The sequence below is a fragment of the Streptomyces sp. NPDC028308 genome, from assembly GCF_055565855.1.
On sequence record NZ_JBVHTO010000009.1, the window covers coordinates 17,984 to 31,163 of the forward strand.

10 protein-coding genes are annotated in these 13,180 nt (G+C 72.9%); 5 read left to right on the plus strand and 5 right to left on the minus strand.

Features of this window, described 5'->3' with window-relative positions; translation table 11 throughout:
- The first annotated feature begins 135 nt into the window (after nt 1-135).
- Nucleotides 136-1,131, plus strand: a complete 996-nt coding sequence (gene hemB, locus ACZ4VA_RS21090) for a porphobilinogen synthase (protein WP_356175571.1) — start codon at nt 136-138, stop codon at nt 1,129-1,131.
- Nucleotides 1,132-1,153: 22 nt separating this feature from the next.
- Here the strand turns inward: hemB and ACZ4VA_RS21095 are convergent, their stop codons facing one another.
- Entirely contained in the window at nt 1,154-1,858 is a 705-nt protein-coding gene (locus tag ACZ4VA_RS21095; protein WP_355794096.1) for a DUF4232 domain-containing protein, read from the minus strand.
- 216 nt (nt 1,859-2,074) lie between these two features.
- Here ACZ4VA_RS21095 and ACZ4VA_RS21100 point away from each other — a divergent pair, with 216 nt between their 5' ends.
- On the plus strand, nt 2,075-3,487 hold the full coding sequence (locus ACZ4VA_RS21100; RefSeq protein ID WP_356244497.1) for a transcriptional regulator: 1,413 nt from the start codon (nt 2,075-2,077) through the stop codon (nt 3,485-3,487).
- A gap of 127 nt (nt 3,488-3,614) precedes the next feature.
- Entirely contained in the window at nt 3,615-4,829 is a 1,215-nt protein-coding gene (locus tag ACZ4VA_RS21105) for an aminotransferase-like domain-containing protein (protein ID WP_388906623.1), read from the plus strand.
- Between the two features lie 45 nt (nt 4,830-4,874).
- Here the strand turns inward: ACZ4VA_RS21105 and ACZ4VA_RS21110 are convergent, their stop codons facing one another.
- Nucleotides 4,875-5,759 carry a DUF4253 domain-containing protein gene (locus ACZ4VA_RS21110; RefSeq protein WP_356175563.1) on the minus strand — a complete coding sequence of 295 codons (885 nt, stop codon included), beginning with the start codon at nt 5,757-5,759 and terminating at the stop codon, nt 4,875-4,877.
- An 844-nt stretch (nt 5,760-6,603) separates the two neighbouring features.
- Between ACZ4VA_RS21110 and ACZ4VA_RS21115 the strand changes: the two genes are divergently transcribed.
- Entirely contained in the window at nt 6,604-6,888 is a 285-nt protein-coding gene (locus ACZ4VA_RS21115) for a hypothetical protein (RefSeq protein WP_468082364.1), read from the plus strand.
- Between the two features lie 91 nt (nt 6,889-6,979).
- Here ACZ4VA_RS21115 and argS read toward each other — a convergent pair whose 3' ends face one another.
- Entirely contained in the window at nt 6,980-8,749 is a 1,770-nt protein-coding gene (argS, locus tag ACZ4VA_RS21120; RefSeq protein WP_355779349.1) for an arginine--tRNA ligase, read from the minus strand.
- Between the two features lie 146 nt (nt 8,750-8,895).
- On the opposite strand from argS, the gene lysS reads away from it, so the two are divergent.
- Nucleotides 8,896-10,641 (plus strand): lysine--tRNA ligase, encoded by a 1,746-nt coding sequence (gene lysS / locus ACZ4VA_RS21125; protein ID WP_355779347.1) that lies wholly within the window; start codon nt 8,896-8,898, stop codon nt 10,639-10,641.
- Between the two features lie 63 nt (nt 10,642-10,704).
- On the opposite strand, the gene ACZ4VA_RS21130 is transcribed toward lysS, so the two are convergent.
- Nucleotides 10,705-12,042 carry a DUF2637 domain-containing protein gene (locus ACZ4VA_RS21130; protein ID WP_355779344.1) on the minus strand — a complete coding sequence of 446 codons (1,338 nt, stop codon included), beginning with the start codon at nt 12,040-12,042 and terminating at the stop codon, nt 10,705-10,707.
- Nucleotides 12,043-12,232: 190 nt separating this feature from the next.
- Nucleotides 12,233-13,105 (minus strand): DUF3558 domain-containing protein, encoded by an 873-nt coding sequence (locus ACZ4VA_RS21135; protein WP_356175554.1) that lies wholly within the window; start codon nt 13,103-13,105, stop codon nt 12,233-12,235.
- Nucleotides 13,106-13,180 lie beyond the last annotated feature (75 nt).

Sequence of the window (13,180 nt, forward strand, 5' to 3'; positions counted from 1 at the left end):
GCGGCTCGCGTTCCTCCTCGGGCGCCGGACCTGCCGAGGCGGCCCGGGCGGCCCGAAACCGGCCCGGGCGGGGCGGGTTCCGTACCGGCATCGTGTCGGCAAGGGCACCGTCGGGGCGGGCGTAGCGTAGAAGCCATGACCACCTACGGATCCTTCCCCGGTACGCGGCCGCGGCGGCTGCGTACGACGCCCGCGATGCGGCGCATGGTCGCCGAGACGCGGCTGCACCCCGCCGATCTGATCCTGCCCGCGTTCGTGCGGGAGGGTGCGGGCGAGCCGGTGCCGATCCAGGCGATGCCGGGGGTCGTGCAGCACACCCGCGACAGCCTGCGGAAGGCGGCCGTGGAGGCGCTGGAGGCCGGGGTCTCCGGGATCATGCTCTTCGGTGTGCCCGAGGAGGCCAAGAAGGACGCCCAGGGCACGGCCGGTACCGACCCCGACGGCATCCTCCAGGTCGCCCTGCGGGACGTGCGCGCCGAGGTCGGGGACGAGCTGCTGGTCATGTCCGACCTGTGCCTCGACGAGTTCACCGACCACGGTCACTGCGGTGTGCTCGACGAGCAGGGGCGGGTCGACAACGACGCCACCCTGGAGCGGTACGCCGAGATGGCGCAGGTCCAGGCCGACGCGGGCGCCCACATCGTGGGACCCAGCGGGATGATGGACGGTCAGATCGGGGTCATCCGGGACGCCCTCGACCAGATCGGCCGCGAGGACGTCGCCGTCCTCGCGTACACCGCCAAGTACTCCTCCGCCTTCTACGGGCCCTTCCGGGAGGCCGTCGGCTCGTCGCTGAAGGGCGACCGGAAGACCTACCAGCAGGACCCGGCCAACCTGCGCGAGTCGCTGCGCGAGCTGGCCCTCGACCTGGAGGAGGGGGCCGACATGGTGATGGTCAAGCCGGCGGGCCCCTACCTGGACGTCCTCGCCAAGGTCGCGGAGGCCGTCGACGTGCCGGTGGCCGCCTACCAGATCTCCGGTGAGTACGCGATGATCGAGGCCGCCGCCGAGAAGGGCTGGATCGACCGCGACAAGGCGATCCTGGAGACCCTGACCGGCATCAAGCGGGCCGGCGCCCGCAACATCCTCACCTACTGGGCCACCGAGGTCGCCCGGCAGCTGCGGCCCTAGGCTCCCCGGGGGCGGTTTTCGTTCAGTAGGCGAGCGCGTCGTCCAGTCCCGACTGCCAGTACGTCACGGTGAGGCGGTCGTCGACGTACACGCCCTTCGCGGGGAGGGCCGGCCTGGCGCTCCTGCCGCTGCCGAAGAAGACCTCCAGCGTCTTGGCGGTGTAGCCGTTCTTCCCGCTGCCGTCGGCCGCCGCCAGCAGCACCCCGGCGTAGCCGGACTCGCCGGGTGCGAGGGTGACGACCGCCTGCGGCTTGGTCTCCTCGGCCACCGGGGGGACGGCCTGCGCGTCGCCGAAGCGGACCGCCGGATAGCCGGTGAGGTCACAGTTCTTCGAGCCGGTGTTGGTGACGGTCAGCAGGATGTGGTTCAGCGGGCGGCTGACCTCGGTCGCCGTGGTCCGGGTCGTCGCGCCGTCGCAGGCGGCGTTGCGGGTGTTCCCGCCGCCCCCGGAGGAGCCCGTGCCCCCGATGGTCTTCCCGGCGGAGCCCTTGGAGCCGGACGCGCTGGTGCCGCCCGCCGTGCCGGTGTCGGCGCCGCCCTTGCCGGCGGGCTTCGCGGCCGGGCCGGTGGCCGTCTTCGAGGGGCTCGGCCGCGACGGGGCGCCGGCCGCGACGGAGGGGCCCTCGTCGCGAACGCCCTTCCCGTTGTCGCAGGCCGTCAGTGCGAGGGCGGCGAGCGCGACCGTGGTGGCGGCGAACAGGCGGGTGCGGGTGGTGCGTGCGGACATGGTGGGTCCCCCTTGGCTTGGTTCGGACGGTCCGGCACGTCCGCTCGACCGGTCGGCGGGAGCGGCGTGCTTGGATGGCCACAGCTTGTGCGGTGATCCGTCCCGGCCGCCACGGCTGCCGGGCGGTACGGGACGCCGGAACGCTCGTACGGGGTTTGACCTGGGGGAATGTGGTCCCCCTGGAACGCGGTGTGGAACGCGGGGGATGGAGGAACGGTGGGCGGGGACGGGTTCGCGGAGCTGCTGCGGGAGTTGAAGGAGCGGTCCGGACTCAGCTACGGGGTGCTCGGGAAGCGGCTCCACGTGAGTGCGTCGACGCTGCACCGCTACGTCAACGGGGACGCCGTACCGGCCGACTACGCACCCGTGGAGCGGCTCGCCCGGATCTGCCGGGCCACCCCCGAGGAGCTCGTGGAGCTGCACCGGCGCTGGGTCCTCGCGGACGCGCTGCGGGGGCGGAAGGAGAAGGGGACGGCGGCCGGTTCGCCGGGCGCGGGTGGGTCCGGTGCGGGTGCGGCACGGTCCTCCGGTCCTGACGCGGGTGCGGCCCGGCCCTCTGCTGCGGGGGCGGTCGGCTCGTCCGGTGTGGACGCGCCGCGGCCGTCCGTCGCCGAGGAGGCCGAGTCGGGTTCCGCCGACCCCAACCCCGATCCCGACCCCGATCCCACGAGCCCGAGTGGTGTCGTCGCGGAGACCGGGCCGGGGGCCGTACCGGAGCCCGGCGCGCGTCGGCGGCGGCGTACCGTCGTGCTCGCCGGAGCGGCCGTGGTCGCCGCGGCCGTCGCCGCCGCCCTCGTCGTGAACCTGGTGCCGGGCGACGACGGCGACGGGGCCCGGGCGCGGACCGCGGGGGCCGTCTCCTCCGCCGTCACCGGCAGCCCGAGTGCCGCAGCGTCCGCCGACGGGAAGCACCGGTCCCCCTCGCCGTCCGCCTCGCGCAGCGCCGGTCCGAAGGCGTCGCCGTCGCGCGGTGCCGGGGCCGCCGCCCCGCAGGAGGGCGGCGCGGACAGCGGGGCCGCCGCGCCCGTCGTCGCCGCCAACCCGTACAGGTGGGAAGGACCGTGCAGCCAGCACTACCTCGTCGACCGGAAGGCCGCGCAGGTGCCGCCGCCGCCCAGCGAGCCGGACGCGCGCGGCTGGGTGAGCGCGCTCGGCGGGGTCGCGGGCGGCCGGCAGATGGTCGCGCTGACCGTCCAGGGCACCGGGAAGGCCACCGTCGTCCTGGAGGCGCTGCATGTGCGCGTGGTGGACAAGACGGCGCCGCTCGCCTGGAACGACTACGCGATGGGCGTCGGCTGCGGCGGCGGGGTGGACACGGCGTCCTTCCACGTCGACCTCGACGCGGGCCGGCCGGCGGTCCGGCCCGCGGGCGGGCAGCGGGACTTCCCGTACAAGGTGAGCGAGTCCGACCCCGAGGTCTTCTACGTGTTCGCCGACGCCCGTACCCACCACGTGAGCTGGTACCTGGAGCTGGACTGGTCCAGCGGCACGAAGCACGGCACCGTGCGCGTCGACGACCGCGGCAAGGTCTTCCGGACCAGCGGGAACGTGGGGCGCCCCGCCTACACGTACCCGCTGGGCTCCTCGGAGTGGGCGCTGGACGAGTACGAGCCCGAGGTCCCCGGCTGAGAGCTTCGGCCCCCAAGGAGCGTGCGGGCGAGGGCAGTTCGTCCGGATCGCGGAATGACCGGTGCACAGGGCACGCGTCTGCCTAGGGTGCGGACACGAGCCGCATCAAGGACAAGGAGCCGTCCTCGTGACCGTCACCGAGCCCGTCGCCGCCCGGCCTTCCGCCCCTCTGCCGCCGCTCGCCGCGCGGGCCGCCGCGGCCAAGGGGTCGGCGGTACGGGACATCCTCGCGGTCACCGCCCGCCCCGGGATGATCAACTTCGCGGGCGGGCTGCCCGCGCCCGAGCTGTTCGACGCGGAGGGGATCGCCGCCGCCTACCGGGACGTGCTCGCGCAGGCGCCCGGCCGGGCGCTGCAGTACTCCACGACCGAGGGCGAGCCCGCGCTGCGCACCGCCCTCGCGGAACGCACCACCGTACGGGGGCTGCCGACCGGGCCGGACGAGGTGCTGGTCACCACGGGATCGCAGCAGGCGCTGTCGCTTCTCGCCACCGCCCTGGTGGAGCCCGGCGACGCGGTGCTCGTCGAAAGCCCCTGCTATCTGGCGGCACTTCAGGCGTTCTCGCTCGCGGGGGCCCGTGTGGTGCCCGTGCCGGGCGACGACGAGGGGATCGACCCCGACGCGCTCGACGCCCTGGTGGCGAGCGAGCGGCCCAAGCTGCTCTACACCGTGCCCACCTTCCAGAACCCGACCGGGCGCACCCTCCCGGCCGGGCGCCGCGCCGCCGTGGCGGCCGTCGCCGCACGGCGCGGACTGTGGATCGTCGAGGACGACCCCTACGGCGAACTCCGCTTCGAGGGCGAGCGCGTGCCGTGGATCGCCTCGTACGAGGGCGCCGGCGACCGCACGGTCCTGCTGGGCTCCTTCTCCAAGGTGATGGCGCCCGGGATGCGGCTGGGCTGGATGCGGGCGCCCGCCGCGCTGCGCCGCGCCTGCACCGTCGCCAAGCAGGCCGCCGACCTGCACACCCCGACCGTCAACCAGCTCGCCGCCGCGCGGTACCTGGCCGACCGGGACCTCGACGCCCATGTGGCCCGGGTCGCCGCGGAGTACGGGAGGCGGCGCGACGCCATGCTGGCGGGGATCGCGGACGCGCTGCCCGAGGGCTCCACGTGGACGCGGCCCGAGGGCGGCATGTTCCTCTGGGCGCGGCTGCCCGGCTCCCGCGACACCACGGAGCTGCTCCGGCGCGTGGTGGAGCACGACGTGGCGTACGTGCCCGGGGAGCCCTTCCACGCGGGCCCGCCGGACCGGGCGACGCTGCGGCTGTGCTTCGTCACGCAGACCCCGCAGGAGATCGCCGAGGGGCTGCGCAGGCTGGGACGCGCACTGCGGGACTGAGCGGCCGGCGGAAGCGACCGGGGGCGCGTCCGCCGGCCGGGCCCGTCAGTCCCACCAGAAGGACCAGACCCGCTTGCCGAGCACCTCGTGCCGCGCGTACGCGCGCAGCGTCTCGTGGCTGCCCTGGGTGATGTTGTCCGGGCAGAAGGCGAGGTGCTCGGCGGCGACCGCCTCGGCCGCGGCCGTGGTGGCGGGCGGGGCGGCCACCGACAGGACCAGCTGGTCGAAGGCGAGCGCGACCACCCGTATGCCGAAGCGGTCCTCCCAGGACCGCAGGACCGACGACAGCCGCGCCACGTCGTCCTCGTGGTTCACCGCTCCCGACCAGCCGACGGCCGCCGGGAGGTCCGCGCTGCGGCGGGCCGGGACCAGGGCGAGGCGGGGCTCCCCGAGCCAGGAGCCGCCGTCGGTCAGGGAGTCGGCGACCTCGGCCGCCCGCGCGTCCGGATCGGCGTCCAGCGGGGCGGCCGGCGCGAGACCGGGCCACAGCGGGCCGAAGGGGGCGACCCGCTCGTCGTACGTCGCGGGGGGACCGAAGACCTCCTCGACCCCGGCCCGGCCGGGGTGGTCGGCGCCCTCGGCGAGTTCGTCCGCCGCGTACTCCTCCCAGGCGTCCGCCAGTACGTCCTCGGCGTCGTGGTCGCCCGCGTACGACGTCCTGCCCGGGCCCAGGTCCCAGTCGGCGGGCCCGTCTCCGTCCTTCTCGCCGGAGGCGATGAGCACGGGGTGCAGTCCCGCCGTCCGCCGCGCGAGCGACAGCCGCAGCCAGTCGCCGGGGGCGGCCGGGCCGTCGGCGCACCACAGCAGCGGTTCGTGCCAGGGGCCGTCGACCGTCGCGTCGACCAGGGTCCCGGGCGGGAGTGCGAGCCCGAGCGCGCCGCCGCTCGGGTCGTCCATCAGCTTCGGCAGCGGGTTCGGAAGTGTCGCCATGCGCAGACTGTAGGGCGAGCCACTGACAGTGAGCCGAGCGCGGTCACGGCACCCCCTCAACGGCGCCTGCGCTGACCGGAGTTGGCTCGATTCCGGCAGTCGGTGGGCGGTGCCGGGAGTTACAACAGGGGAACGGGTGTCCAGCCGGGGCGCCCGTTCTCACGGAGGGGGACACATCCGTGCGCAGCAGCACAGGATGGCGGCGTTTTCTGACCGGCGGTACGGCCGCCCTGACCGCGACGATCGGGCTCGTCACGGCACTGGCCGCACCCGCGCAGGCGGTCACGGGCGTACCGACGCCGGTGACCAGGTACAGCCACACCAGCGAGGCCGGGGACTCCGTCGGACAGGGCGGCAGCGTCGTCTTCACGCCGAGGACGGCCACCATCACCGTGCAGGGGACGGCGGAGTCGGTCCGCGTGCGCGTGTCCGGCGACGCCGGCCGGTGGGAGGTCGAACTCGCCGCGCCCATCGGCGAGAAGCTGCGCCCCGGTGTCTACCGCGACGCCGAGCGGGCCGCGTTCCGCACCGGCCGCGCGCCCGGTCTCGACGTGTCCGGCGACGGGCGCGGCTGCAACGAGGTCCACGGGCAGTTCTCGGTCAACCAGATCGAGACGGACGCGTCGGGCGCCGTCACCGTCCTGGACGCCGGCTACACCCAGCGGTGCGAGCGCGCCGACGCCCCCGCGCTCAAGGGCGTCGTCAAGTACCGTGCCCTGCCGCTGTCCTACGCCTGGACCAGCGATCCCGGTGAGATTACATCGGCCAGGGAGCGCACCTCACGCACACCGGCGCCACGAGCACCTTCGCCCTGCGCCCGTGGGGCGACGGCGTCCAGTACGACGTGTCCGGCAGGCGCGAGTACGCCACGGCGCTGCTCACCCCGCCCACCGGCGAGCGGCTGGAGGCGGGCCGCACCTACCGGGCCGAACGCGGCAGCGGGGAGGGCGTCGCCGGACTCGACGTGTACGGCAACGGGCGCGGCTGCAACACCACCACCGGTGAGTTCACCGTCACGAGGCTCGCGCGCGACGACGACGGCACTGTGACGGCGCTCGCGGCGACCTTCGTCCAGCACTGCGAGGGCGCCGAACCCGCCCTGCGGGGGACCATCCACTACTACGCCTGACGCGAAGGCACCCGGCAGGCAGACGGCCCCGGCAGGACGGTCACGCCGTCCCGCCGGGGCCGTCACCGTGCGGTGGCCGGGCCCGGGTTGGTCAGAGGCGCTCGGGCGTCCGGATGCCCAGCAGGTCCATGCCCTGGTGCAGCGTGCGGGCCGTGACGGCGCAGTAGAACAGACGGTTCTCCACCTGCGCCGGGGTGTCCGCCTTCAGGACCGGGCACTTGTCGTAGAACGCCGTGTAGAGCGACGCCAGTTGGTACAGGTACGCCGCCAGCTTGTGCGGGGCGTACTCGGCGGCGGCCTCGGCGACCGTCTCCGCGAACCGGTCCACGTGCAGGCCCAGCTCGCGCTCGGCCGGGGCCAGTTCGAGCTCCGGGTGCGCCACCGGGGCGACGTCGCCCGCCTTGCGGATGATCGACTGGATCCGGGCGTACGCGTACTGCAGGTAGACGCTGGTGTCGCCGTTCAGCGAGACCATCTGGTCCAGGTCGAACTTGTAGTCGCGGTTCGCGGACGTCGACAGGTCCGCGTACTTCACCGCGCCGATGCCGACCTGCGTGCCCCGCTCGGCGATGTCCTCCTCGGACAGCTGCCCCAGGGTGTCCTTCTCGCGCACGACGGCCGTCGCCCGCTCGATCGCCTCGTCCAGCAGGTCGACGAGGCGGACCGTCTCGCCCTCGCGGGTCTTGAACGGCTTGCCGTCCTTGCCCAGCACGGTGCCGAACGCGAGCTGGTGCGCCTTCACGTCGTCGTTGAGCCAGCCCGCCCTGCGCGCCGTCTCGAAGACCATCTTGAAGTGCAGGGACTGCCGGGCGTCCACCACGTAGATCAGCGTCGACGCCTTCAGGTTGAAGACGCGGTCGCGGATCGCGGACAGGTCGGTCGCCGCGTAGCCGTAGCCGCCGTCCGACTTCTTCACGATCAGCGGCACCGGGTTGCCGTCCGGGCCCTTCACGTCGTCGAAGAACACGCACAGCGCGCCCTCGGAGCGCACGGCGACGCCCGACTCCTCCAGGAGGCGGCACGTCTCGTCCAGCATGTCGTTGTAGCCGGACTCGCCGACCACGTCCGCGTCCTGGATCTCCATGTCGAGCTTGTCGAACACCGAGTAGAAGTAGATCTTCGACTCGTCCACGAACCGCTGCCACAGGGCCAGCGTCTCCGGCTCGCCCGCCTGGAGGTCCACCACCCGGCGCCGCGCCCGCGTCTTGAACTCCTCGTCGGAGTCGAAGAGCGCCCGCGAGGCCTTGTAGAGCCGGTTCAGGTTCGACATGGCCTCCTCACCGGAGACCTCGCCGCCCTCGTGGTCCAGCTCGTGGGGGTGCTCGATCAGGTACTGGATGAGCATGCCGAACTGCGTGCCCCAGTCGCCGATGTGGTGCCGCCGCACGACGGACTCGCCGGTGAACTCCAGCATCCGCACGACCGCGTCGCCGATCACCGCGGACCGCAGGTGACCGACGTGCATCTCCTTGGCCACGTTCGGCTGCGCGTAGTCGATGACCGTGGTGCCCGGGTGCTCGGCCCGCGGCACGCCGAGGCGGCCCTCGGTGTCGGCGGCCCGCTCCGCGAGGTTCCCGGTGATCGCCGCGTCGGTGACCGTGACGTTCAGGAAGCCGGGTCCGGAGACCTCGATGTCCTTGATCACGGAACCGGACTCGACCCGCGCCACGACCTGCGTCGCCAGCTCGCGCGGGTTGGCCTTCGCCTTCTTCGCGAGCGCCAGGATGCCGTTGGCCTGGAAGTCGGCCCGGTCGCTTCGTCGCAGCAGCGGGTCCGCGGAACCGGCCTCCGGCAGTGCTGCCGAGAGGGCGTCCGCGAGGCGCTGGTGGACGGAAGCGGTGAGGGACGTGACCGAGGCCATGGAGTGATGCCGTTCTGCTCGGGTTCCAGGAGTTGCTGAGGACAGGGAACCCAGTATCCCACGCGGTGAAAAGCCGTTTTCGCGGTTCAGGCCCGAGCTGGGAGAATGGTGCCCGTCAGCCGTACTGGCGTATGAGAAAGAAGGACGTGCCGATCGTGGCTCAGAGCACCGAGACCACCGACTGGGTCTCCCGTTTCGCGGACGAGGTCATCGAGGAGTCGGAGCGCCGGGCCCCGGGCAAACCTGTCGTCGTCGCGTCCGGACTCTCCCCCTCCGGCCCGATCCACCTCGGCAACCTCCGCGAGGTCATGACCCCGCACCTCGTCGCCGACGAGATCCGCCGCCGCGGGTACACCGTGCGCCACCTGATCTCCTGGGACGACTACGACCGGTACCGCAAGGTCCCGCTCGGCATCCCCGGCGTCGACGACTCGTGGAACGAGCACATCGGCAAGCCGCTGACCTCCGTGCCCGCGCCCGCCGGCTCGCCGTACCCGAACTGGGCCGAGCACTTCAAGGCCGCGATGACCGAGTCGCTGGCCGCGCTCGGCGTCGAGTACGACGGGATCAGCCAGACCGAGCAGTACACCTCGGGCGTCTACCGCGAGCAGGTCCTCTTCGCGATGAAGCACCGCGGGGACATCGACGCGATCCTGGAGCAGTACCGCACCAAGAAGGCCCCGCCGAAGAAGCAGCAGTCGCAGAAGCCCCTCGACGAGGCCGAGCTGGAGGCCGCCGAGGGCTCCGGCGCCGCCGACGAGGACGACGGCAGCGGTTCCGCCGCCGGGTACTTCCCGTACAAGCCCTACTGCGGGCGGTGCGAGAAGGACCTGACCACCGTCACGTCCTACGACGACGACACCACCGAGCTGGCCTACACCTGCTCGGCCTGCGGCTTCTCCGAGACGGTCCGGCTGAACGAGTTCGACCGCGGCAAGCTGGTCTGGAAGGTCGACTGGCCGATGCGCTGGGCGTACGAGGGCGTCGTCTTCGAGCCCAGCGGCGTGGACCACTCCTCCCCGGGGTCCAGCTTCCAGGTCGGCGGGCAGATCGTCGGGATCTTCGGCGGCAAGCAGCCGATCGGCCCGATGTACGCGTTCGTCGGCATCAGCGGCATGGCCAAGATGTCGTCGTCCAAGGGCGGCGTGCCGACCCCGGCCGACGCGCTGCAGATCATGGAACCGCAGCTGCTGCGCTGGCTCTACGCCCGCCGCCGCCCCAACCAGTCCTTCAAGATCGCCTTCGACCAGGAGATCCAGCGGCTCTACGACGAGTGGGACAAGCTGGAGGCCAAGGTCGCGGACGGCTCCGCGCTGCCTGCCGACGCCGCCGCGCACGCCCGGGCCGTCGGCACCGCCGCCGGGGAACTGCCCCGGACCCCGCGCCCGATGCCGTACCGCACCCTCGCCTCCGTCGCCGACATCACCGCCGGCGCCGAGGACCAGACCCTGCGCATCCTCAGCGAGCTCGACCCGCAGAACCCGCTTGCGTCCCTGGACGAGGTCCGGCCCCGGCTCGACCGCGCCGAGGCGTGGATCAACACCCAGGTGCCCGCCGAGCAGCGCACCGTCGTCCGCGCCGAGCCCGACGCCGAACTGCTCGCCTCCCTCGACGACGAGGGCCGCGAGTCCCTGCGGCTGCTCCTGGAGGGCCTCGACGACCACTGGTCGCTGGACGGGCTGACCCACCTCGTCTACGGCGTCCCGAAGGTCCGCGCCGGCTTCTCCGCCGACGCGACCCCGAAGGAACTCCCGCCGGAGATCAAGGTCGCCCAGCGCACCTTCTTCGCGCTCCTGTACCACCTGCTGGTCGGCCGGGACACCGGCCCGCGGCTGCCCACGCTGCTCCTCGCGGTGGGCCAGGACCGGGTGCGCAAGCTGCTCGGGGCCTGACGGCCGGTACGACGAGAGGGGGTGCCCGGTGACCACCGGGCGCCCCCTCTCGTCGTAGAGCCTCTAGGCGATGTGGTCCTCCTCCAGCTCCGTGTTGAAACGGTTCTGGAAGCGGTTCATGTAGCGCTTCAGCTCGCTGTCCGTCAGCGTCACGCCGTACGTGGCCTCGACGTTGCCGCCGAACTCGCCCTTCGTCGGCAGCCCCTGGCCCGGCATGATCGACTGCCGGAACACCTGGTAGAAGCTCTCCTCGCGGGACTTCTCGTCGGCGAGCGGCGACTGCTCCTCACGGGGACCGGGGATCGGCAGCTGCTCCGGCTCCGGGGCGCCGCCCTCACCCAGCTGACGGGTGCGGCCCGGGCCCGCCGGGATCGGGAAGCTGCCCGTCTCCTCGGGGCCGGGCTCGTACCGCTGCGACTGCTGCTCCTCGTACCACTGCTCGTACTGCTCCTCGGGGACGTACGTGGGGTCGTAGCCGCCCTCGTAGACGATCTCCGTGGGAGGAGGCGCGGCGAACCACGGGCTCTCCTCGGGCTGGAACTCCTCCTGCCCGTACTCCGGCTCCTCCTCGTACCGGCCGTCCCCGGACTGCCGCTGCGGTCCCGCCCCGGGCCCGTCCTGTCGCGGTGCGGGCGGGGCGACGGCGGGCCGGTGGTCCGCGGCCGGCGCGTCCAGCTGCGGCTGGCGCGGTACCGGCGGCAGCAGCACCGGCTCGATGCCGGCGGCGGCGAGGCCGGCGGGCGCGGTCTCGGCGAGCGGGACGCCGTAGCGCGCCAGGCGCAGCGGCATCAGCGACTCGACGGGGGCCTTGCGGCGCCAGGCGCGGCCGAAGCGGGAGCGCAGGCGGGCCTGGTAGACGAGACGTTCCTGCTCCAGCTTGATCACCTGCTCGTAGGAGCGCAGCTCCCACAGCTTCATCCGCCGCCACAGCAGGAAGGTCGGCAGCGGGGAGAGCAGCCAGCGGGTGAGGCGGACGCCCTCCATGTGCTTGTCGGCGGTGATGTCCGCGATCCGGCCGATGGCGTGCCGGGCCGCCTCCACCGACACGACGAACAGGATCGGGATGACCGCGTGCATGCCGGTGCCCAGCGGGTCCGGCCAGGCCGCGGCGCCGTTGAACGCGATCGTCGCCGCCGTCAGCAGCCATGCCGTCTGGCGCAGCAGCGGGAAGGGGATGCGGATCCAGGTCAGCAGCAGGTCGAGGGCGAGCAGCACGCAGATGCCCGCGTCGATGCCGACCGGGAAGACGTAACTGAAGTTCCCGAAGCCCTTCTGAAGGGCGAGCTCACGGACGGCCGCGTACGAACCGGCGAAGCCGATACCGGCGATGACCACCGCTCCGGCGACGACCACGCCGATGAGAATGCGGTGCATCCGTGTGAGCTGCAGTGGGCCAGCCACCCGTAATCCCCTCCCCTTGCGTGTTGTTGCGCGCAACAGGGTGGCACATGTGTACGCCGGACGGGTGAGCGGTACGGCTGGAGGCCGGCTCGCGCGAGGACCGGACTCCTCCGGCCGGCCGGGCCGGGCGGCGCGCCGGCAGGCGGATCCTCGCTCCGCCGGCCCGGGGCCGCCCGTCCGTCGCGGTGCGTCAGCTCTTCCTGGCGGCGGCCTTGCTCGCGGACTTGGTCGGGGTCTTCGACGCCGTCTTGTCCGGGGTCTTCGACGCGGACTTCGACGGCGACTTGGACGGCGACTTCGACGGGGAGGCGCCCCCGCCGTCCCCGTTCGCGGCGGCCACCGCGGCCACCGCCTCCTTGGCCGCCTTCCGCGCGTCCTTCATCAGGTCACCGGCGTCCGGCGCCTTGTCACCGGCGAGACCCGCGCCGTTGAAGTCGACCGTGACGACGACGTTCTCCACGCGCGTCACGACCGTCTGCTGCCTGAACGAGCCTTCCTTCTTCTTCAGTTCGTACCGCACGGCCGTCGCCTCGTCGCCCGTCCCGGACACCGGCTCCGACTTCGTGTTCTTCGCGCCGGTCACCGCCTGCGCGCCCGCGACCTGCTTCTCGTAGTAGTCGTGCGCGAGCTTGTCGCCCCCGCCCCGCGCGTCCGACTCGAAGCGCAGCATCGCCACGTTCAGCCAGCGGTACTGCGAGCCCTTCACACCGTTGCTGTCGAGGCTGTCCCAGTAGCAGTTGCCACGGATCGACAGATCGTCCGACTTGCCCTCGTTGCCCGACTTCTTCGCCTTCGGGACCAGGTCGCCCAGCGTTTTCTTCGACACCACCGAACACGGTTCGGGCAGCTTCGCGTACGCGGCCGGCTCGATCGCCTCGGCCGTGGCGCTCGCGGACGCCTTCGGGCTCTGCTCGGCGCTCTTCTTCGCGTCGTCGCCGGAGCCGGAGTCCGAGGAACAGCCGGCGGCGACGAGCATCACCGGGACGGCGGCGGCGCACACAAGGATGCGGGGAAGTCGCAGTACTCGCCGGTCTCGCGGGGCTCGCTGTACGGGTCGGTGCATGGTTCCTTCACTCATGACGCTCGTGGTGCGGACGCACATGGGGCGTGCGACCGTCCGGTCCGAGGGGCCACGGTA

Excerpts from the sequence above, each read along its gene's own strand:
- hemB (WP_356175571.1), top strand. The coding sequence starts at position 136 with ATGACCACCTACGGATCCTTCCCCGGTACGCGGCCGCGGCGGCTGCGT.
- ACZ4VA_RS21095 (WP_355794096.1), bottom strand. The coding sequence starts at position 1,858 with ATGTCCGCACGCACCACCCGCACCCGCCTGTTCGCCGCCACCACGGTC.
- ACZ4VA_RS21110 (WP_356175563.1), bottom strand. The coding sequence starts at position 5,759 with ATGGCGACACTTCCGAACCCGCTGCCGAAGCTGATGGACGACCCGAGC.
- argS (WP_355779349.1), bottom strand. The coding sequence starts at position 8,749 with ATGGCCTCGGTCACGTCCCTCACCGCTTCCGTCCACCAGCGCCTCGCG.
- ACZ4VA_RS21135 (WP_356175554.1), bottom strand. The coding sequence starts at position 13,105 with ATGCACCGACCCGTACAGCGAGCCCCGCGAGACCGGCGAGTACTGCGA.